Origin of the sequence: Clostridium neuense, from assembly GCF_045310695.1 — a bacterium.
Classification (GTDB): Bacteria; Bacillota; Clostridia; order Clostridiales; family Clostridiaceae; genus Clostridium_S; species Clostridium_S neuense.
Genome location: NZ_JBJIAA010000004.1, coordinates 178,394 through 199,081 on the forward strand (window position 1 = coordinate 178,394; position 20,688 = coordinate 199,081).

Annotated in this window: 20 protein-coding genes and 1 pseudogene; 9 read left to right on the forward strand and 12 right to left on the reverse strand. The window is 31.9% G+C overall.

Features of this window, described 5'->3' with window-relative positions; all coding sequences use genetic code 11:
- The first annotated feature begins 4 nt into the window (after nucleotides 1-4).
- Nucleotides 5-448 carry a methyltransferase family protein gene (locus tag ACJDT4_RS06005; RefSeq protein ID WP_406786636.1) on the forward strand — a complete coding sequence of 148 codons (444 nt, stop codon included), beginning with the start codon at nucleotides 5-7 and terminating at the stop codon, nucleotides 446-448.
- A 272-nt stretch (nucleotides 449-720) separates the two neighbouring features.
- Here the strand turns inward: ACJDT4_RS06005 and ACJDT4_RS06010 are convergent, their stop codons facing one another.
- On the reverse strand, nucleotides 721-1,494 hold the full coding sequence (locus ACJDT4_RS06010; protein WP_406786637.1) for a LytR/AlgR family response regulator transcription factor: 774 nt from the start codon (nucleotides 1,492-1,494) through the stop codon (nucleotides 721-723).
- Complete coding sequence (locus ACJDT4_RS06015; RefSeq protein ID WP_406786638.1) at nucleotides 1,487-3,127, reverse strand: LytS/YhcK type 5TM receptor domain-containing protein; 1,641 nt, start codon at nucleotides 3,125-3,127, stop codon at nucleotides 1,487-1,489. The genes ACJDT4_RS06010 and ACJDT4_RS06015 overlap by 8 nt, the downstream gene beginning before the upstream one ends.
- 166 nt (nucleotides 3,128-3,293) lie before the next feature.
- On the opposite strand from ACJDT4_RS06015, the gene ACJDT4_RS06020 reads away from it, so the two are divergent.
- The gene (locus tag ACJDT4_RS06020) at nucleotides 3,294-5,078 is read left to right on the forward strand and encodes a carbon starvation CstA family protein (protein WP_406786639.1); all 1,785 of its coding nucleotides are present in this window, start codon (nucleotides 3,294-3,296) and stop codon (nucleotides 5,076-5,078) included.
- Between the two features lie 340 nt (nucleotides 5,079-5,418).
- Here the strand turns inward: ACJDT4_RS06020 and ACJDT4_RS06025 are convergent, their stop codons facing one another.
- From ACJDT4_RS06025 to ACJDT4_RS06045, 5 genes are all read right to left on the reverse strand, one after another.
- A complete protein-coding gene (locus ACJDT4_RS06025; protein ID WP_406786640.1) occupies nucleotides 5,419-5,541 on the reverse strand; it encodes a hypothetical protein in 123 nt (40 codons plus the stop codon).
- 110 nt (nucleotides 5,542-5,651) lie between these two features.
- Nucleotides 5,652-5,954, reverse strand: coding sequence for a hypothetical protein (locus ACJDT4_RS06030; RefSeq protein WP_406786641.1), 303 nt, complete (start codon nucleotides 5,952-5,954; stop codon nucleotides 5,652-5,654).
- A gap of 242 nt (nucleotides 5,955-6,196) precedes the next feature.
- Nucleotides 6,197-6,454 (reverse strand): hypothetical protein, encoded by a 258-nt coding sequence (locus ACJDT4_RS06035; protein ID WP_406786642.1) that lies wholly within the window; start codon nucleotides 6,452-6,454, stop codon nucleotides 6,197-6,199.
- A 367-nt stretch (nucleotides 6,455-6,821) separates the two neighbouring features.
- Nucleotides 6,822-7,187: a hypothetical protein gene (locus ACJDT4_RS06040; protein WP_406786643.1), complete on the reverse strand. Its 366-nt coding sequence runs from the start codon at nucleotides 7,185-7,187 to the stop codon at nucleotides 6,822-6,824.
- A 72-nt stretch (nucleotides 7,188-7,259) separates the two neighbouring features.
- Complete coding sequence (locus ACJDT4_RS06045; protein ID WP_406786644.1) at nucleotides 7,260-7,784, reverse strand: SDR family NAD(P)-dependent oxidoreductase; 525 nt, start codon at nucleotides 7,782-7,784, stop codon at nucleotides 7,260-7,262.
- A 347-nt stretch (nucleotides 7,785-8,131) separates the two neighbouring features.
- Here ACJDT4_RS06045 and ACJDT4_RS06050 point away from each other — a divergent pair, with 347 nt between their 5' ends.
- The 5 genes from ACJDT4_RS06050 (at nucleotide 8,132) to ACJDT4_RS06070 (ending at nucleotide 13,110) form a co-directional block, all read left to right on the forward strand.
- Entirely contained in the window at nucleotides 8,132-8,863 is a 732-nt protein-coding gene (locus ACJDT4_RS06050) for a gamma-glutamyl-gamma-aminobutyrate hydrolase family protein (RefSeq protein WP_406786645.1), read from the forward strand.
- 2 nt (nucleotides 8,864-8,865) lie between these two features.
- On the forward strand, nucleotides 8,866-10,149 hold the full coding sequence (locus ACJDT4_RS06055; protein ID WP_406786646.1) for an APC family permease: 1,284 nt from the start codon (nucleotides 8,866-8,868) through the stop codon (nucleotides 10,147-10,149).
- A 136-nt stretch (nucleotides 10,150-10,285) separates the two neighbouring features.
- On the forward strand, nucleotides 10,286-10,447 hold the full coding sequence (locus ACJDT4_RS06060) for a hypothetical protein (protein ID WP_406786647.1): 162 nt from the start codon (nucleotides 10,286-10,288) through the stop codon (nucleotides 10,445-10,447).
- 603 nt (nucleotides 10,448-11,050) lie between these two features.
- Nucleotides 11,051-12,373, forward strand: coding sequence for a putative DNA modification/repair radical SAM protein (locus ACJDT4_RS06065; RefSeq protein ID WP_406786648.1), 1,323 nt, complete (start codon nucleotides 11,051-11,053; stop codon nucleotides 12,371-12,373).
- On the forward strand, nucleotides 12,352-13,110 hold the full coding sequence (locus ACJDT4_RS06070; protein WP_406786649.1) for a TIGR03915 family putative DNA repair protein: 759 nt from the start codon (nucleotides 12,352-12,354) through the stop codon (nucleotides 13,108-13,110). The genes ACJDT4_RS06065 and ACJDT4_RS06070 overlap by 22 nt, the downstream gene beginning before the upstream one ends.
- An 83-nt stretch (nucleotides 13,111-13,193) precedes the next feature.
- Here the strand turns inward: ACJDT4_RS06070 and ACJDT4_RS06075 are convergent, their stop codons facing one another.
- Entirely contained in the window at nucleotides 13,194-13,979 is a 786-nt protein-coding gene (locus ACJDT4_RS06075; RefSeq protein WP_406786650.1) for a carbon-nitrogen family hydrolase, read from the reverse strand.
- 339 nt (nucleotides 13,980-14,318) lie between these two features.
- Between ACJDT4_RS06075 and ACJDT4_RS06080 the strand changes: the two genes are divergently transcribed.
- Both ACJDT4_RS06080 and ACJDT4_RS06085 read left to right on the forward strand, forming a co-directional pair.
- Nucleotides 14,319-14,522 carry a cold-shock protein gene (locus tag ACJDT4_RS06080; protein ID WP_406786651.1) on the forward strand — a complete coding sequence of 68 codons (204 nt, stop codon included), beginning with the start codon at nucleotides 14,319-14,321 and terminating at the stop codon, nucleotides 14,520-14,522.
- Between the two features lie 537 nt (nucleotides 14,523-15,059).
- A complete protein-coding gene (locus ACJDT4_RS06085) occupies nucleotides 15,060-17,474 on the forward strand; it encodes a glycogen/starch/alpha-glucan phosphorylase (protein ID WP_406786652.1) in 2,415 nt (804 codons plus the stop codon).
- Nucleotides 17,475-17,809: 335 nt separating this feature from the next.
- Here the strand turns inward: ACJDT4_RS06085 and ACJDT4_RS06090 are convergent.
- From ACJDT4_RS06090 to ACJDT4_RS06105, 4 genes and pseudogenes are all read right to left on the reverse strand, one after another.
- Nucleotides 17,810-18,361: pseudogene (locus ACJDT4_RS06090) on the reverse strand (DJ-1/PfpI family protein).
- Nucleotides 18,362-18,461: 100 nt separating this feature from the next.
- On the reverse strand, nucleotides 18,462-19,424 hold the full coding sequence (locus ACJDT4_RS06095) for a helix-turn-helix transcriptional regulator (protein ID WP_406786653.1): 963 nt from the start codon (nucleotides 19,422-19,424) through the stop codon (nucleotides 18,462-18,464).
- A gap of 162 nt (nucleotides 19,425-19,586) precedes the next feature.
- A complete protein-coding gene (locus ACJDT4_RS06100) occupies nucleotides 19,587-19,721 on the reverse strand; it encodes a hypothetical protein (protein WP_406786654.1) in 135 nt (44 codons plus the stop codon).
- Nucleotides 19,722-19,824: 103 nt separating this feature from the next.
- Complete coding sequence (locus ACJDT4_RS06105; RefSeq protein ID WP_406786655.1) at nucleotides 19,825-20,562, reverse strand: GNAT family N-acetyltransferase; 738 nt, start codon at nucleotides 20,560-20,562, stop codon at nucleotides 19,825-19,827.
- Nucleotides 20,563-20,688 lie beyond the last annotated feature (126 nt).

Sequence of the window (20,688 nt, forward strand, 5' to 3'; positions counted from 1 at the left end):
AATTGTGAAACGTATTTTGCCACCAACCTTACTTTTGATTTGTATAGGTACAATGTGTTTACTTCATATATTAATTCCTTTTCTTAAAGTAATTGATTACCCTATAAATCTTCTAGGCATTCTTTTCATTTTAATTGGAATATGGATTGATTTTGCCGGGTCAAATATATTTAAAATAGCAAATACCACAGAAATGACCTTTAGTGAGCCAAGTACTTTAGTCACAAATGGAATATATAAAATATCCAGAAATCCTATGTATCTAGGTTTAGTTCAGATACTTGTAGGTGTTTCAATTATATTAGGCAGTATTACACCGTTTATTATAGTTATTGCTTTTGTGGTAATAACAGATCAGTGGTATATAAAATTTGAAGAAAAAGTGCTTAAGGATAAATTCGGCAAGGAATATCTGATTTACAAAAGCAAAGTAAGACGGTGGATTTAAAGTGATAATGACAATAAACAAAATATGGAAATATTACTATCCTTTAATATTTGTTTATTATCGTTTTATTAATCACATGTGCTGAAGCACAAACGCTATATTATTAAGAGTGGATGTATCTTTGTTTTGTATAACATCGTCTTGCATCTAGTTTCATTAATCAAATGCGCTGGCGCGCAAACGCTATATTATTAGGAGTAGGTGTATTTTTATTCTGTATAACAATTGTGATATATCTAGTTTCATTAATCACATGTGCTGAAGCACAAACGCTATATGTGTACTCTTCTTTTGAATTCTTTTACGTGGGCGCGGCTTACGGGAACTTCGGATTTATTGATGTCATTCATTATTAACTTGTAGGTTCCATTAAACCATGAGTATATTTCTGTAACTTTATTTAAATTTACAAGATAACTTCTGTGCGTCCTAAAAAAACCTGTTTCTTCTTCAATTTCACTTAGGGTATTTGTTGTTGTATAAATTTTGTTGTCCAATTTTACACAGGTTTTATCATTCTCTATATAGCAGAAAAATATATCGCCCGTATCTATAAGCATAATTTTACCATTATTAATACATGGTATTTTATTAATGCTCGAAACACTCTTCTTATCATATTTTTTTATAATATGTTCTATCTCATCCTCTATATTACTAATATTATTTTCCTTAGATTGCATGTACTTTCTTATTCTTTGAATTGTCTTTCCAATTCTACTTTCATCGAAGGGTTTTAGGATATAATCAAGTGCCATTAGCTCAAAAGCAGATATTGCATATTTGTCATAAGCAGTAACAAATATTATAGCAATGTCTTCATTAAATTCTTTAATCAGCTTTGCCAGCTTCATTCCATTTAATACCGGAATATTGATATCAAGAAAAATCACATCTGCAAGCTCTTTCCTTATAAAAGAAAAAGCAGTTTTTCCATCATAAAATTTATTAACAACTTCAATATCATCATACTTATCCAGTATAAATTGAAGTTCGTCCATAGCTGGAACTTCATCCTCAACTAATACGCATTTTATTTTATTCACACTTATGAACCTCCCCAATAGGCATTTTAAATGAAACCTTTGTCCCCTTACCTTCAGAAGTTGAAATTTCAAGACCCTTATTGCTGTTATATATCAGCTTTAATCTAGAATTTACATTTCTAAGCCCAGTGCCTGGCCAATTATTTATAACTTCCTTGCATCTTTCAGTTGTCATTCCAATCCCGTTGTCGCTTATAGTAAACTTTATAAATGCAATTTCCTTTTCAGCCGCCACAACGACATTTCCACCATCAGCCTTTTTTAAAACACCATGCTTTATAGAATTTTCTATAATAGGTTGAATTATAAAAGAAGGAATTTTAAAACGTTCTAAGCCTTTTTCTATGTGAAAAACCACATTAAGTCTGTCACCATATCTTGCTTTTTCTATAGCTATGTACGATTTAAGCATTTCTATTTCTTCATCTAATTCTACAAACTCTCCCTTATTAAGGGACTGCCTAAAGTAATTTGACAAATCAATTATAAGTCCTCTTGCTTTTAAAGGATTTGTTCTACAAAATGAAGATATAGTATTCAAGGTATTAAATAAAAAATGCGGTTCAATTTGTGCTCTTAAAGCTTTAATTTCCGAAGAATTTAAAATTCTAACCTTTTCATTTAACTGAAACAGCTCTATTTGCATGGATAAAAGGCTGCTAAGTTCATTTAAAAATTCAACAAAATATTCATTTGCACTTTTAGAATTTTTAAGTTCCATTCCAATAACCCCATCAATCTCATTATTTATAATTATAGGTGCAAAAAAGAACTCATAGTTTTTTCCCACATTCACAATTGAATTCATAGTTTCATCTGACTTTAAATAAAGCTTTTCAATTTTGTGCTTTAAATTACTTTCATCAATCTTCTCTCCATAATAAGAAAAGACTCCATTTTTGCTCCACACAACAGCACCACTCACGCTTGCCATTTTGCATAAAATTTCTGATATCTTAACAGATGTTTCATTATCAAGACCTTTTTTAGTATATTCAAGCGTCTTTTTTGCTATATTTAAAGCTTTTTGAGCTTGAATAGCTTCTAACTTATTGTAATCATCCATAGCATTTTTCACTATGTTTACAAATATAGCAGTTCCAACTGAATTTATAAGTATCATTGGCACAGCAATAACCTTTTCCAAATTAATTACATATGAGTACGGCTTTGTAATAAAAATTATAATTATCATTTGAGCTGCTTCTGCTGCAGCACCAGCCACAAAAGCAGTTCTAGGTTTAATTTGATTATTCTTAGAAAACCTTCCAAAAATTCCTCCTATAACTCCTTCAGCAATAGTAGAAATACCACAAGCAAGCGCAGTTGCCCCTCCATTAAAATATCTGTGAACTCCTGCTATAACTCCGACCGCTGTTCCAACAAAAGGTCCACCTATATACCCAGCCGTTATGGCTCCTATAGGTCGTGTATTTGCCAAAGCATCTCTTCCAACATTTATCCCCATGTAGGTTCCAAGAATAGAAAGAGTACTAAAAAATACAATCATCACTATTTTATCTTTAAAACTTCTCTCTTTTTTTACAAAGTTCCTAAATAAATTAAGCTGATTATATAAATATGCAGCAAGAGCTATAACAGCCATATTTTGTAACAATCTTATATAAAGCATTTACATCTCCCCTATATTTTTATATTATTGCATTTTTATGTGTCAATCAAGGCTTATTTTATGCATATAAGCTTTTAATTTTGTAATTTCAGCCTACTATCATTCCTTTGTAAACGTAGACATTGTATTATAACAGTATAACAAAATACACTTAAGGAGTGATTCTATGAATTCAATTGTTCTCGTAATCATAGGTGCATTAGTACTCATTATAGGTTATAGGCTTTATGGTTATTTTATAGCATCAAAGGTTCTTGTACTTGACGGAACAAAAGAGGTACCATCAAAGGTTCATAATGATGGAAGAGATTACGTACCAACAAACAAATGGGTTTTACTTGGCCACCATTTTGCAGCTATTGCAGGTGCTGGACCATTAATAGGTCCTGTACTTGCGGCACAATTTGGATACCTTCCAGGTACACTTTGGATACTTATAGGTGGTGTACTCGCTGGAGCAGTTCACGATATGGTTTTATTATTTGCTTCAGTAAGACATGATGGACAATCAATAGCAGAAATTGCACGAGATACTTTAGGCGAAAAAATGGGCTTTATAACATCAATTTCTGTAATATTCATACTCATTATAACTATGGCTGGTCTTGGGCTTCCTATAGTAAATTCGCTTTATAACAGTCCCTGGGGTACTTTTACTGTTGGGTTTACAATACCAGTTGCAATATTTATAGGTATTTATTTAAAATTTATAAGACCTGGTAAAATAGCAGAAGCCACAGTAATAGGCATGCTTTTAATTCTTTTAGGCGTTTACCTTGGACCATCCATACAACATACTTTTCTGGGAAATTTGCTTACTTTTAATGCAAAGCAATTGTCTTTAATACTTGCTCTGTATGGTTTTCTCGCTGCTGCACTTCCTGTATGGCTTTTACTTTTACCTAGAGATTACTTAAGCACATATATGAAATTAGGAGTCATAGGTGCACTTGTTATTGGAATAATATTTGTAAGACCTACTCTGCAAATGCCTGCTGTAACTAAATTCGTTAATGGTGGAGGGCCTATAATACCTGGCAAAGTATTTCCCTTTTTATTTATAACAATTGCCTGCGGTGCTTTATCTGGCTTTCATGCACTCATAAGTACAGGCACTACTCCAAAACTTATAAACAATGAAAAAGACATTCTTCCAATAGGTTTTGGTTCAATGCTTATTGAATCTTTTATAGCTCTTATGGCATTAATTGCAGCAACAGTTTTACCTACTTCAGATTATTTTGCAATTAACTCAACTCCTGCTCTATTTGCAAAACTAAATATGATACCTAAAGAACTTCCAATGCTATCTCACCTCGTTGGTGAAAATCTTGCTGGAAGACCTGGTGGTTCTGTATCACTGGCAGTTGGCATGTCATATGTATTTTATAAAATCCCAGGCTTAAAGAGTCTTATGTCTTACTGGTATCATTTCTGCATAATGTTTGAAGCACTCTTTATATTAACTACAATTGATTCTGGTACTAGGATAGGGAGATATCTTCTTCAAGATTTACTTGGGAAAGTGTATAAACCATTTAGCAATAAAAATTCATGGTTTAATGTTATATTCTTCAGCGGACTTATGTCTCTTACATGGGGATATCTACTATACACAGGAAATATTTCAACCATATGGCCATTATTTGGTACAGCAAACCAGATGCTTGCAACTATAGCTTTTGCCATCGGGACATCGGTGCTCTTCAAAATGGGAAAAGGCAAATATGTGCCTATTACAATAATCCCAATGGCTTTTGCAGGAACAGCTACTGTTTGTGCTGCCATTGAAAACATTATGACTTATATACCACAAAACAAAATCATTCTAGCAGTTTTATCTATAGTCCTTGTTGTAATGATTGCAGTAATACTTATAGAAAGCATAAGGATATGGATAAGAGACTACTATAAACCTAGTAAAACAGTTTCTAATAATGTTGTGAAGTAATACTTTTTAACAGAGCACAGAGTACGGAGTACAGATTACAGTAATAGATGATTTTTCTCAGCTATCGCTTTGAAAAATCTTAAACTTAATGCTTGCGCATGATACGAAATATAGTGATCAGCGCAGTTGACACTATTAAGTTCTAAGATTTACCTAAGCAAAGCGAAAGGTAAATTCACCTTCATTGTGCTCTGTAATCTGCTTTAAGTATTATATTAATAAATTTTGCGTTAGTTACGAAATGCAAGGCACGGGTATTGGAAGAAGATATTAAAAATCTTTTATTCTATCAATATGTCTTGGTACAGTGTTTACTGGAAGTTCATTAAGGCTGAAATACTTAATAGTTTCTCCTTTTTCTAATCCTCCACCAGGTAAATTCCACAAGCTTTGTCGGTTCTATGACATAATAACATCCTATTTTTTCATCTACAATAAAACCGAAAACTCCAATAGTAAACATAATTTTCACTCCAAGCATTTTTATCTGAATATTTTTTGGTTCATAATGTAAGAACAGTGCAAAATAACTCAACTACATATTATGCTTATTTTCTTCTGATAAAGAAATTATCAAATCAGTTTCTGAACTATATCAGTTGCTTCATGCAATGCATCTAGATATCTACTCTTTAAATATATCTTTGTGGGAAGAAGTGATGAATTTAAAATATAGTTATTCTTTGCATCTGTACAAACATCTCCAACAACTTTATCTCTGTAATATAATTTACATGGCGTTACAGGACCGTAACCATACTCACATTCCAAAAACATCATTTCTTTACAATCTGGACAAAAGATAATAAAATTGGCCCCCAATGGTTTATACAAAATACTACAACCGCATTTTTTACATTCTATATTTTGTTCCATTTTTATTCCTTTCTATATGCTGATTTGTTGCTACGAAATATTATATAAATATCGTTAGTTCGTCATAAATTACTAATACCTATAAACATTCACACCTAAAATCCCGTAGGTACGGAGGAATTTTTTCCTTGTACCACAGTGAGACGAAGGAATATCACTTAGATTTATATGACTCATTATTAAAAGTGCCGTTATCTTATTCTAGAAGGATAATGGGATTACATCCCAAACCCCGTGTATGTTTACTTTTTCTTTTCTTTATATTCTTTGTATTCCTTTACAAGTAAATACAAAGTAGCAGCCATAAGTATTAACATTATCACTTCCAATGCATTTTTAACAATTTTATTAATACCGCTTGCAAGTGGCGTTTCAAGAAATAACTCTATGGATATAAATATTGCTGCCAAAAGCATGTACATTTTTTTGTTTTTACGATAATCAATAAAAAACACAATAATCAAAAACAAATAACAAAGACAACCCAATAAATTTCCCAAGTTCACACCTCCTTATTATAGATAGACAACTTGAAAGGCTAAAATAGACAATATTATAATTTTACAAGTAATATTTTATATACTTTAATCAGTTGATAGTTGACAGTTCTTGGTCATCCACAGTACATTCTAAACATTCATGCCTAAAATTCCGTAGGCACGGAGGAATTTTTGAGGCCACTGAAAAAGTCCCCATATTTTTTGCACAAATTACTTGGTAAAATAAGTAAGGCTCTAGGAGGCCTTCTAATAGCCCTCCAACAACTTTTTAGACATAAATGACCTGCAAAAATATACAGATATATCTAAATTAGTAATGTTTTTTAGTTTTTCAGTGGCCTCGAATTTTTTCCTTGAACTACTTCGCCTATCTACATTTAACATTAAAATTCCCAACAAAATTATCATAAGCCACTGAAAGCTCATATTTTCCATTATCCTTTAAACTCACTTGTTCACAATAATTTTCATTAGTTTTAAATTTCTTTATTACTTTCCCATTTAAATTAGTAAGTACTATCTTTAAATTTCCCTTCTTAACTGAAGAATTGCAGAAAACCTTAATTTTCTTTCCCTTTTCACCAGTAAAGGTAAATGCAGAACCACTACTCTCTGTAGAAGTAACATTGGCTTTTGTAGTGCCTAGATAAGAAAAATCAGAAGCAAATTTATAATAACAAAGTCCTCCAATAAATAATACTGCAATAACTGCGATGGTTATGTATTTTTTCATTATAGCTGCTCCTTTCTTACTCATTTCTTCAAATAAAATACAGTATATATAATATCATACTTAAATTAACTTTCAAAGATAAATAGTATTATGCTTACTTAATACACGTTTTAAAAAATATGTGATATAAGAGTAAGAAAATTCACGTCCTTCAAATTCTCCTGATGCCATTTCACTTAATGAACCTAACCTTGATGTAATATTAACTATTTTAGGTTTTTCAGAATTTTTCAATAAATCTAATGTTGCTTGAGTAGTTCTAATTATTGCAAGGCAATGAATATCAAATAAGGCTTTCATTTCTGTTGAAGTTACATCTGCAATTTTATAAGCATTTCCTGGAATACCTGCATTATTAATTAAAATATCAAGATGATTTATACTTTTAGTTAAATTATCTTTAATTATATCAATACAATTATCATCTACTAAGTCTGCTACAATCGGAGTAAAATGACTGGTAAATTCTTTACTTAGTTTCTCAGAATCTTCTTGCTTTCTAACAACAGTAAAAACATTATATCCATTTGTATAATAAACGTCTATCAATTCTTTGCCAAGACCTCTTGCTCCGCCTGTAATTAATATATTTTTCATGGCTACCCCCTATTATCTTATATTTCTTACTTCCCGATTAGCTTCAATTATTCATTTGTTTAATTACACTCTACATAATCACTAATATTAAAATATTCTACCTATAGCATACAAAAACCTTCATAGTGTCTTTATAAGAAAAATCCGAAACAAATTTAGAATAATAAAGTTCTCCAGTAAATAATGCATTAATAATTGCACAACAAGCAAATTTACAACATTTAGGTTTGTTTATTGTTAAATTTTGCATTTGCGTTAAGCATTTTTGTTCTTTTAGTAACATTTTGTGGTATAATTCTCATATGCATTTTTGTTTATTATAGACTAAAAATTAGGAGGTATAACTTATGAAAAAACCACTCATAGGCATAGTAGGAAATTTACTAATTGATCAAGGTGGAATGTTTCCCGGATATGAAAGAGCTTATGTAAATAATGACTATGTGCAATCAGTTGAAAAGGCTGGCGGAACCCCTGTAATATTGCCAGTAATTTCAGATTATGAAAGAGTAAAAATTCAAATAGAAGCTATGGATTCTATAATAATATCTGGAGGTTTTGATGTTAATCCATTAATTTATGGTGAAGAACCTTCACAAAAACAGGGCTTTTTATGTCCTGAACGTGATGAATATGATCTTATGGTTATTAAAGCTGCTATAGAGTTAAACAAGCCCATATTAGGTATTTGCAGAGGAATACAAATTTTAAATGCAGCCTTAGGTGGAACTCTTTATCAAGATTTATCTCAAATAGAAGGCTGTTACATTAAACATGTGCAGGAATCCAGACCAGAAGTAGCCGGACATAGTGTTGAAATTGTAAAAGGAACAAAGCTATATAGTATCCTAGGAGAAAAAATCATAACAAACAGCTTTCACCATCAAGCAATAAAAGATTTGGCACCAGGCTTTAAAGTGGCAGCCAGAACAAAAGATGGAATCATAGAAGCTATAGAAAAAGAAGAAGGCTTTGTTATAGGTATTCAATGGCATCCAGAAATGATGGCTAGAAAAGATAACAAATCAATGCTTAATATATTTAAAAAATTAATAGAAGTATCAAGTAAGGAGGATTAAGAATGGGTAGCAACAAAAAATTAGGGTTATGGAGTATAGTCCTTCTTGGTATAAATGCAGTAATAGGTACAGGCATATTTCTTCTTCCAGGAAAAGCAATGAAGCTTATGGGTCCAGGAAGCATCTGGGTGTATTTTTTTGATATGGCACTAGTTATGGCTATGGCCTTATGCTTTGCAGAAGTTGCAGGCTTATTTAACAAAAATGGTGGACCTTATGTTTATGCTAAAGAGGCCTTTGGAGAATTTGTTGGTTTTGAAGTAGGAATCATGAAATTGGTAGTAGGTTTTATAGCTTGGGCTACTTTTGCAGTTGGATTTACTACTGCACTATCCAATGTTTGGCCAGCAGCATCAACTCCACTAGTTAAAAATTCAATAGAAATAGGTATAATTATAGTTTTATCCATTATAAATGCTTTAGGAGTTGACTTTGCAAAAAATTTAAATAATATCATGACTATAGCAAAGCTTGTACCTTTAGTATTATTTATAGCAGTAGGTATTTTCTTTATAAAAGGAACAAATTTTGTGCCTATGTTTCCAACTAAGGTAACTCCATCAAGCTTTGGTGCTACGGCAATATTAATATTCTTTGCCTTTACTGGCTTTGAAGCTATAGCAGTAGCAGCTGAAGATATGGAAAATCCAAAAAAGAATTTGCCTATAGCAATTTTAATAACTATGTTTTTAGTATCCTTAATATATATATTAATCCAAGCAGTATCTATAGGAACCTTAGGAGCAAAACTTGCACAAAGCAGTACTCCAGTAGCACAATCAGCGGCTATATTTCTAGGCGGTTTTGGCGGAATTTTAGTTACCGCTGGTACTTTAGTATCCATAGGTGGTATAAATATAGCAGAATCCTTTATACTTCCAAGATCAGCTGTGGCTTTAGCTGAAGATGGACTTTTGCCTAGAATCTTAACTAAGAAAAATAAAGCAGGTACACCCTATATAGCAATTATAGTGACTGCCGTTTTAACCATTCCTATTGCTTTATCAGGAAGTTTTACGCAACTTGCAGCAATAAGTGCAATTTCAAGGTTTACACAATATATACCAACTTGTCTTGCCGTTATAATTTTTAGAAAAAAAGGAATGGAATCTACTTTCAAAGTACCTTTTGGTCCAATACTTCCTATATTATCTGTAGGTATTAGCTGCTGGCTATTAACTCAAGCAACTAAGGTTCAAATTATATGGGGACTTGGAGCAATAATAATAGGAATTCCTCTATACTTTATAATGAAAAGTAGTGACAAAAAAGTTTATAAAGCTTAATTGAATTGATATTAAAATAAAGAGCAGTGGTAAATGCATAACCTCTACTCTTTATTTTTTTATTATATATTTATCATAAGCTGTAATAAATATTATAGCAATAATAATTTATATTTTTATAGAGGTGGTGTATTCAATGGCTGATATGTTAGTTAAACTATACAACTTAAAAAATAATGAAAAGCTTTTTGATCATTTACTTAAACAAGGAATTCAAATAAAAAGAGCATTAGCACCCGATAGAAGCACTATATTAAAATTTGTCAAAGAAAATTTTGAAGAAAACTATGTAGATTAATGTAAAGCTGCTTTTGCTAATAATCCAATAACTTGCTATGTAGCTGCTAAAAGTAAAAAAGTTATTGGCTGGCCAACAAAGAGCGCTATTTCCTTCTATGAAAAAACTGTTCAAGCAAAGCTGATAGAAGATTCATATCCAGGAGTCTATAAGAGAATGATTGAATTTGATGAATAAAAGGACTAGGAGAATTTCTAGTTCTCTCTTTCTATGTAATTATATAATAAAAGTAATAACAATAATACTACTCACATCCTGTATTAGTTTAATTATATCTTTTTAACATTAACTTAAAACATACCCATTTTTTATTTACACGAACGCACGTTCTGTGATATAATCAAAATATCGAGAACATAAGTTCGTACTTAAATCAGTGCACAATTCACAATGCACAGTTCACAGTGAAGGATGATTTTTCTTCGCTGTCGCTGTAAAAAATCTTAAACTTAATGCTAACACATGGGGTAGACCATAGTGTTCAGCGCAGCTGACACTATTAAATTCTAAGATTTGCCTAAGAGAAACGAAAGGTAAATCCTCCTTAACTGTGAATTGTGAACTGTGCACTGTGAACTGATTGAAATATAGGGGATGTTTTACATGGACGTTTTTGAGAAACTTAAAATTTTAACAGATGCTGCAAAATATGATGCTGCCTGCACCTCAAGTGGCGCCAATAGAAAAGCTAATAAAGGTGGTATTGGAAGTGCCGAGGCCTGTGGAATATGCCACAGCTTTGCTGGTGATGGAAGGTGTATTTCTCTCTTAAAAATACTAATGACTAATGTCTGCATCTATGACTGCAAATACTGCGTAAATAGAGTTTCAAATGATACAAGACGTGCTGCCTTTACTCCTCGTGAACTAGCAGATTTAACTATTAACTTTTATAAGAGAAATTATATTGAAGGACTTTTTTTAAGCTCAAGCATAATAAAAAATCCAGATTACACCTGTGAAAATATGATTAAAACCCTTAGAATTTTAAGAGATGAATATAACTTTTCTGGATACATTCACGCAAAAGCTATCCCTGGAGCAGACAGCAAGCTTATAGATGAACTCGGACTACTTGCTGACCGTATGAGTGTAAACATAGAGCTTCCCTCTCAAAAAAGCTTAAAGCTTCTTGCACCGGATAAATCAAAAAACTCAATACTTATGCCAATGAATCATATTCAAAATAGAATAAAAGAAAACTCAAAGGATATAGTAGTATATAAACATGCTCCTAAATTTGTTCCTGCTGGTCAAAGCACTCAAATGATTGTAGGTGCTACACCAGATACAGACTTTCAAATTTTAAATTTAGCGGAAAGCTTATATAGTAAATTCAAATTAAAGCGTGTATTTTTTTCAGCATATATGCCTGTGGTTCAAAATTCCCTTCTCCCAGAAATACATACAAAGCCTCCTCTTTTAAGAGAACATCGCCTTTATCAGGCAGATTGGCTGCTTAGATTTTATGGTTTTAAGGCAAGTGAACTTTTAGATGATAATAATCAAAGTTTTAATCCATACATAGATCCAAAATGCAATTGGGCACTAAATCACATGGAGCTTTTCCCTGTAGATGTGAATACAGCTTCATATAAAGCTCTCCTTAGAGTTCCAGGCATAGGAGTAAACAGTGCAAAACGAATTATAACCACGAGAAGAGCCGTCAAACTAGATTTTTCTGGTCTTAAAAAGCTTGGAGTTGTACTTAAGCGGGCGCAGTATTTTATAACCTGCAGCGGCAAACTCTCATATGGTGTTAAAATAAACGAGGATTCTGTCCTACGTTCTTTAATGTCAGACAAAACCTTAGATGCGTTTAGAAATAATTTACCGGCAGAAGCAGCGCCAAAGCAGCTTTCATTTTTCGATAACAGTTTGCTTTTAAAGGAGGATATAAGAAAATGCTTAACAGGTCAAATGTAATTTATGAATATGACGGAAGCTTTGAAGGGCTTCTCTGCTGCGTTTTTGAAAGCTATGAAAAAAAAGAAATACCTTCAGATATTGTGCTTACAGATAAACACCAAGTAAGCTTTTTTCCTACTAGAAAAATAATAACAGATACAGAAAAGTCAAACCGTGTTTTAACTGCAATACCAAAGAAAATAGGAAATTCAACTTTAGAGTTTGTTGAACTTGCTTTTTTAACTTGCCTTCCTAAAAAAGAATTTTATATTTTAATGTTTTTACGCATGGGATACAGCTCAGGGCCTTCTGTTATGAATATGCTTTCTAACGACGTGGTAAACACACTATTTAAAGCTGTTAAACATTTAAAAAATGAAAGTCATCTTTTAAAGGGCTTTTTGCGCTTTTCTAGTTTTAATGAATGGCTTGCGGCTGAAATAGAGCCTAAAAATTACGTTCTTCCGCTTTTAAAACAGCATTTTTGCGAAAGGTATCCAGAAGAAAATTTTTTAATTTATGATAAAACCCACAGTATGTTGCTTTTATATGAACCATATAAAGCTTCCATTATCCCTGCACAAAACGTGGAATTTAACAAGCCTACTGAGGAAGAAAAACACTTTAGGGAACTTTGGAAACTTTACTACAACACTGTAGAAATTAAAGGCCGCCGCAATCCTAAATGCAGAATGTCCCATATGCCAAAACGTTATTGGAAGTACTTAACAGAATTCACAACAGTGGACAGTTGACAATTGGCAGAGATACCGCTAAGTTCTAAGATTTACCTAAGAAAACGAAAGGTAAATTATCCTTAACTGTCAATTTTCTTCTGTTAAAACAATCTTTTATACAGCTCTTCCCTTCTGTCTTGCTTAAACCTAAACTTTTCTCTGCAATTTTTAACTTCATCTTTACTAATATCAGCTGTAAGAAGTTTTTCTTCATCTTTTGAGGTACAAACTACCCTTCCATACGGGTCTATAACCATAGAATCACCAGAATAATATAAACCATTTCCTTCTCCAACTCTATTTACTGCACAAATATAACACTGATTTTCAATAGCTCTTGCTTTTAAAAGCGTTATCCAGTGTTCTCTCCTAGCCTCTGGCCAATTTGCAATTACTATTATAGCTTCAGACCTTTTAGAAGCCGCTTGAAATATTTCTGGAAAGCGCAAATCATAGCATATAAATGAGGAAAAATTTATGTCACCTATATTAAAATATTTAATTTCTTCCCCTTTTAAATAATGCTTATCTTCCTCTCCATATGAAAATGGATGAATTTTTGTATACCTTGCAATTTCACCTAAATACGGAGTGCATATTGAAAAATTATTTTTGCCAATGTTATCCTTAATATCTACAAAGCCAAAACCAATACATAGGTTATATTCCTTTGACTTTTCAGAAAACCATTTTACAGTTTCTAAATTCTTTTCTCCAATTTTATTTACATTCATAGAAAAACCTGTAAGCGTCATTTCCGGAAAAACCAATAAATCCACCTTTTCTCTTGAAGCTTTTTCCAAAAATTTAATGCATCTTTTTTCCGTTTCCTCTTTATTCTCCCAAACAATATTCATTTGCGCTAATCCAATTTTCAATTTAAACACCACCCTTTTTTAGGTACAACCTAAAATATTAAAATTACAAGTACTATAACTGCACAAGTAATTTTTAAAAGCTTAGAGTAAAGAGTACAGTGAAGGTGGATTTACCTTTCGTTTCTCTCAGGTAAATCTTATAACTTATATTATCTGCTGCGCTGAATATTATATTTTGCGCCATGCGCAAGCATTAAGTTTAAGATTTTTTGCATCGACAGAGGAGAAAAATCCTCCTTCACTGTACTATGTTCTCTGTACTCCATACTCTTTTTTAAGATTATTTTACATTAATTTAATTATTTTTGCTAATACTAAGTATATCTTTAAATTTAATGGAGGCATAGAATGAAAATAGGCACAGTAAAATGGTTTGATCCTGAAAAAGGATATGGATTTATCTCGTCAGAGGGCGAAGATGATGTATTTGTACATTATTCATCTATAAAAGAAAATGGCCCTAAAAAAACTTTAGATCAAGGTGAAGAAGTAAAATATGACGTTGTAAAAGGTCCAAGAGGTCTTCAAGCTTCAAATGTACAAAAAATGTAGTAAATTTTTTGTCGAAATCATTTAAAACAAGGTGCTGCATTAAAAAAATATGCTTATGCAGCACTACATTCCAAAAACTAAACAACCTCAAGCCTGCATCCTACTACCTAAACAAATTAATATTTACCAGCCTTTAACTTTATTTTTGCAAACATACTGCGAATGAAATACTCACAATTGCACTCATATGCTTAATTGCAATACTGTTAACATTAGCAGTATACAGCAAACTAACAAGTATACATATAAGTACTATGGCAAGATTTGAGTATACAATAGTTAAATATGATTCTACAGCAACATCATTTATTTAATATATAGGGACAAGTTCTTGCAAATGGACCTATTTAATATAATATACTATGCATATAAAATTGTATATTTATAGTAATCTCATTGACTAAAATTCTCAAAAGTTGTAATATTACATCATAAGTTATTCAAAAACTTAAACAATTTCAACTATTATTAATAATTAATCTTTTCTTATATCACGTCGGAAATTAAAGGGGATTTATGATTAAAGGAGGCAATTATATGCAAATAGACAAGGAAACCTTAAAAAAAGATTTCAAAAGGAAGCTTACCGCTCTATATGCCGAAAATATTTCCAGCGCTTCAGCTTTTCACAAGTATTACGCCATTAGTTCTTTAGTAAAGGATTATAGTTCTGAAAAATGGATGAATAGTAATGATAACTACAGTAATAAAGAAAAAAAGCAGGTTTATTACTTCTCAATGGAATTTTTAATAGGTAGATTACTTGGAAGTAATCTTTTGAATTTAGGAATAAAAGACATGTGTAAAGAAGCTTTGGCAGAGCTTGGCATTGATTTAGATGAACTTTTAGAGGTTGAGCATGATGCTGGACTTGGAAATGGAGGTCTTGGAAGGCTTGCGGCTTGTTTTCTAGACTCAATGGCCTCTGTAGGTATACCAGGTCACGGCTGTGGAATAAGATATGATTACGGGCTTTTTGAGCAAAAAATAGTTAATGGCTATCAAGTTGAAATACCTGATAACTGGCTAAAAAACGGAAATGTTTGGGAAGTCAGAAGAGAGGATAAAGCAGTAGTAGTCAAATTCGGAGGTGAAGTTACCCCCGTTTTAGAAAATGATAGATTATCCTTTAAGCATGAAAATTTTGAAGCTGTTCTAGCTGTTCCTTACGACACTCCTATAATAGGCTATAAAAACAATACTGTAAATACACTTAGATTATGGAGTGCAGAAACAATTGATAAAGACTTTGATTTTGATTCCTTCAGTAAAGGGGAATATACAAAAGCAGTTGAGCACAAATATTCTGTTCAATCAATATCCCAAGTACTCTATCCAGATGATACAAGAGTTGAAGGAAAAATACTTAGATTAAAACAGCAGTATTTCTTTGTAAGTGCAGGACTTCAAAGTATAATAAGGACTTACAAAAAAATGCATAAGCCTATAAATAAACTTGATGAATATATTCAAATTCAAATAAATGATACTCATCCTGCAGTTGCAATAGCAGAACTTATGAGAATACTTGTAGACGAAGAAATGCTTGAATGGGATGAAGCCTTTAAAATAACAACAAGTGTAATGTCCTACACAAATCATACCATTCTCGCTGAAGCACTTGAAAAATGGCCTATTAATATTTTCAAAAAGCTGCTTCCTAGAATTTTTATGATAATTAACGAAATAAATGAAAGATTCTGCAAAGAAGTTTATGCTAAATATGATGATTTAAATATAGTACATGATATGGCAATCATATGCGATGGCTATGTAAAGATGGCTTATCTTGCTATTGTTGGAAGTCATTCTGTAAATGGAGTTGCGAAACTTCACACAGAAATATTAAAAGAAAGAGAACTCTCAAAATTCTATAATTTCTTCCCTCAAAAATTTAACAACAAGACAAATGGAATAACGCATAGAAGATGGCTTTTACAGTCAAATCCTAAACTTGCAGACTTAATAACAAAAAATATAGGTCAAAACTGGATAAAAGAGCCAATAAAACTTATAAATCTTCTCTCGTATTCAAAAGACAAAAATTTTCAAGATAAAATTTATGAAGTAAAACAAGCTAATAAGGCTCAATTTTCAGATTATTTCAAAAGCAAACATGGTGTTACGATAGATCCTAATTCTATTTTTGATGTACAAGTCAAAAGACTTCATGCATATAAAAGACAGCTTTTAAACGTATTTAATATATTAGATCTTTATTATAGACTTAAAGATAATCCTAGCCTTGACATTGTTCCAAGAACATTTTTCTTTGGTGCAAAGGCTGCTCCAGGGTATTACCTAGCAAAACAAACAATAAAGCTTATTAATACTGTAGCAGATCTCATTGATAACGATCAAGCTGTAAATGGAAAAATTAAAGTTATATTCCTTGAAAATTATTCTGTATCTTTAGCAGAAAAAATCATACCAGCAGCTGATGTAAGTGAACAAATATCAACTACTACAAAAGAAGCTTCTGGAACCGGAAACATGAAGCTTATGATGAATGGAGCTATTACAATAGCGACCCTTGATGGGGCAAATGTTGAAATACGTGATCAAGTTGGTGATGACAATATAGTTATATTCGGTATGAAAAAAGATGAAGTTATGGAATATGAGAAAAACAAAAGCTACAACTCAACGGAATATTATAACAAAGATCCAAGACTCAAGAGAATACTTGATAGCTTAGTAAATGGTTCTTTAGGAGTACCTACTTCAGAATTCTCAGATATTCATAAATATCTACTTGCAAATAACGATGAATTCTTTGTTCTTAAGGACTTTGCTTCATATATAGATGCTCAAAACAAAATAGATGAGCTTTATAAAAATCAAGGTAAATGGCGTGAAATGTCAATTATTAATATAGCTCATTCAGGGGCCTTTTCAAGCGACAATACAATAAAAAAATATGCCAGAGATATATGGAGAATAGTGAAGTAACAATGCTTCATCGCATAAAAAAAATCCTATAAATCTAAGGTTCAAAAATTATAAAATACTAAGATATTTCAATAACTTGCTATCATTCAAACAGATTGAAATATCTAAGCATTTTAAGATTTTTGAGCCAAGATTTATTAGAATTTTTTTAAATCGTTCCTTCAGTATTATTACTTCACTCTCACAGTAGTGTAAGGAAAAAATTTCTCCATATCTATGGAATTTTAGGCGCTAATTTTTATATTCAATTAAATTGGAGGGGTATCACCGACAAAAAAACACGTTAAGGTAAAAGGTGGATTAAAACAGCTAGCTTCCCCACTTTAATCCACCTTTTATTGAATTGAGTTCATAAGCTCAAAGAAATATTTTGACTCTTGGGTTTTATAAAGATTGTACCAGGAATCTAGGGTTTGCGTTAAGAATACATCTAGAATCTTCAATATATGCAAAGCAAATTCAAGAGGAGCTATTCCAGAAGCAGTAATCAAACTTCCATCAGTTACTACACATTCCTGCTTATTCAATATTCCCCCTATAGCAAGTCCTATTGTAGCACCACAAATTGCCCCTACAACAATACATTTCTCTAAATATTCTTCAGCCATTCTTATAATGGGAGCATGAATTGCTTCTGTCCATGTATTTCCACCATGTAGAATCAAAGCAGCAGCATCTTTAACACTACACTCCTTAAGTTCAATTTCTGGCAATATTCTAAGACCTCCCATTGTAGTAATAGGGGTCTTGGTAATTCCTACAGTTACTACTTTTAGCGGCACTAATCCCTTTTTGTAGTACCTTCACGAATTGATTTCAGTACTTAAATAAGCTATTTCCCAGTCTGCCATTGTATCAAATACATAAAGATATACTGTATTCTTCATTTTCTATTCCTCCAAATTAATTTTATTGTTGCTATTTTTTACAGCATGGTCTCAAAGTCCATCTGAAGCTATTATATATTATCTTCACTTACAAACTCAGTCAGTGAAGATAATGGGCCATCAAATCTTTAAGAATCCCTACCATAGCATCTTTAAAACCATTTGGTTCAAGTACCTTTATTGATTTACCATATTGAAGTAGAATATGAGGAACATATGTATAGATTGAGTTTTCATCCATTAAGAATTTCGCTCTGCATTCAGTTCGTTCTATCAGATAATGTCCTAAAAACCAATGTGAGCAAAGATCATTCAATGCTTCTGACTTGCCCTCAATTACTAAAGTACAAAGTCCTACTTTGCTTTCCACATCCAATAATAAGCTTTTTGTAAAAAACTCACGTGCCGAAAAAGCTTCAGGACGCTTAAAAGTATTTTTAGTACTTATAATATTTACTATTCTATCTACCCTAAAGCTGCGAATTTCATTCCTAAGATGGCAAAATGCAATAACATACCATTTATTATTCCAGTAAAGCATCCCATAAGGATCAACAACCCTATTGGATGTCCTTCCTTCATAACCTGTAGAGTAGTCAATTTCCATAGAGCGTTCACTCGCAACAGCTTGCTCAATTTCCATTAATATAGGTTTGACAGCCGGATCACAAACACGGCTCACTACTTCAAATCCGACTAAATGACGATTGAGTACTTTTTCTTGTTCTTGATTCGAGAACATCTTTAACTTTGATGTTGCACTATTTAATGCTTCTGCAAAAGGGTATCCTGCTTCCATTGCAAAAGTGGCAGCATGCAAAAGTGATTTTTTCTCTTCAATATCAAAAAACAGTGGTGCCTTAATAAAATTGTTAAGCAGACTATATCCACCATTATGACCAGGCTCCGATATTATTGCAACTCCACTAACACACAATGCATCCATATAACGATAAACTGACCTTATGTTTATTTCTAACCTTTCGAATATTTGCTTTGCAGTTATTTTTTTACCTGAATTCAGCATCCATAAAATTGCTAGCATATTATCATTTTTGGGCATAATGTGCCCCTCTTCCCTAGACTTTTAATAGCATCATTTTATTAATAAGTCTATGTTTTAACATAGTATTTATTAAATATAGCCTTATAAAAATTATAGGTAGTATTGTCTATCTATAATGCTCAATATAAGAATATTGAGAAACATATAGATAAATAAAACCTATATACATTCTGTAACTTCTTCCAGTAACTTTCGTGGTCGTGGATATGTCGATTGTTTTGGATATCCAATTGCCACTACTGCTAAAAGTATTGTTTGTATAACATCACCTATTGATTGAGTGCCAGTTAGCACTCCCCCTTAAAGATTCTTTAATGCATCTTTCTCTACTTCATTAACCTATAAGCCATTAATGAATCTAACAAGAATTTTGTTAATCATCCTATAAATATCACTTTTAAGGTTTCAATAATGAACCCAGCCTTGTTCTAAAGCAATGCGACCATGCAGGGAGATATCCTGCTTGAACTGCTACGCGTTGAGAAATAACATTGCTACAATCTGTACTGTAATATGGAATATACCCACGTTTAAGTACTTCAAGTGTTAATTTATTTACAAGAATAGTTGCAAGTTTATTTTCCCTGTATGAACGTATAACATCAACACAGACCTGCCACATGGTCTTACATTCACCACTTGCACTTGCTATTCCAACAACCGTGTCTTTGTATTTAGCTATAACCGCTACCATTTCGGGATGTTGACTATTAATGTCATATTGTAAAGCATAATTAAAATCTTTCAATATATAAAGCTTCTGTATATCATCTCTTTCAATAGTTTCATATTCAAATTCTTTATTTCTGTTCAAAAGAGTAATCTTGTCCAAATCCGGAAGAAAATAAGGATTGACACCGTAAACAAATGGCATATTCAATGCTTCATATCTTGTCTTGCCTTCAAGCTGTTTATAAACTAATGGCAAAATATCAGCAGATGCATTTATGACTATGCTATTTCCCATTGTAATCATTTCCAATCTTGGTGTTATCCACGGAAAAGGCCGTCTTCCTTCATTTTGTTTTGCTTCTGTAAAAATAAGACCATCTTTCAGAAAATCATCCGGAGAGCAATTATAATCAATAGCAAGTTGTTTGTATACGCAATCCATCATAATTTTCTTATTAATCATAGACTTATACCCCTTTATAAACATAGTCTTGATTCGTCATAATTTACTATTGTTTATTAGATTGCAGTTTTTAATAATACTTATTATAACATAACTTTCAAAATATAACACATACTATACATTACT

Bases quoted from the DNA above. Each gene is read 5' to 3' on its own strand.
- ACJDT4_RS06055 (WP_406786646.1), top strand. From the start codon at position 8,866: ATGGGTAGCAACAAAAAATTAGGGTTATGGAGTATAGTCCTTCTTGGT.
- ACJDT4_RS06030 (WP_406786641.1), bottom strand. From the start codon at position 5,954: ATGGAACAAAATATAGAATGTAAAAAATGCGGTTGTAGTATTTTGTAT.
- ACJDT4_RS06025 (WP_406786640.1), bottom strand. From the start codon at position 5,541: ATGTTTACTATTGGAGTTTTCGGTTTTATTGTAGATGAAAAAATAGGA.
- ACJDT4_RS06095 (WP_406786653.1), bottom strand. From the start codon at position 19,424: ATGCCCAAAAATGATAATATGCTAGCAATTTTATGGATGCTGAATTCA.
- ACJDT4_RS06085 (WP_406786652.1), top strand. From the start codon at position 15,060: ATGCAAATAGACAAGGAAACCTTAAAAAAAGATTTCAAAAGGAAGCTT.
- ACJDT4_RS06050 (WP_406786645.1), top strand. From the start codon at position 8,132: ATGAAAAAACCACTCATAGGCATAGTAGGAAATTTACTAATTGATCAA.
- ACJDT4_RS06065 (WP_406786648.1), top strand. From the start codon at position 11,051: ATGGACGTTTTTGAGAAACTTAAAATTTTAACAGATGCTGCAAAATAT.
- ACJDT4_RS06020 (WP_406786639.1), top strand. From the start codon at position 3,294: ATGAATTCAATTGTTCTCGTAATCATAGGTGCATTAGTACTCATTATA.
- ACJDT4_RS06105 (WP_406786655.1), bottom strand. From the start codon at position 20,562: ATGATTAATAAGAAAATTATGATGGATTGCGTATACAAACAACTTGCT.
- ACJDT4_RS06060 (WP_406786647.1), top strand. From the start codon at position 10,286: ATGGCTGATATGTTAGTTAAACTATACAACTTAAAAAATAATGAAAAG.
- ACJDT4_RS06070 (WP_406786649.1), top strand. From the start codon at position 12,352: ATGCTTAACAGGTCAAATGTAATTTATGAATATGACGGAAGCTTTGAA.
- ACJDT4_RS06080 (WP_406786651.1), top strand. From the start codon at position 14,319: ATGAAAATAGGCACAGTAAAATGGTTTGATCCTGAAAAAGGATATGGA.
- ACJDT4_RS06015 (WP_406786638.1), bottom strand. From the start codon at position 3,127: ATGCTTTATATAAGATTGTTACAAAATATGGCTGTTATAGCTCTTGCT.
- ACJDT4_RS06040 (WP_406786643.1), bottom strand. From the start codon at position 7,187: ATGAAAAAATACATAACCATCGCAGTTATTGCAGTATTATTTATTGGA.
- ACJDT4_RS06045 (WP_406786644.1), bottom strand. From the start codon at position 7,784: ATGAAAAATATATTAATTACAGGCGGAGCAAGAGGTCTTGGCAAAGAA.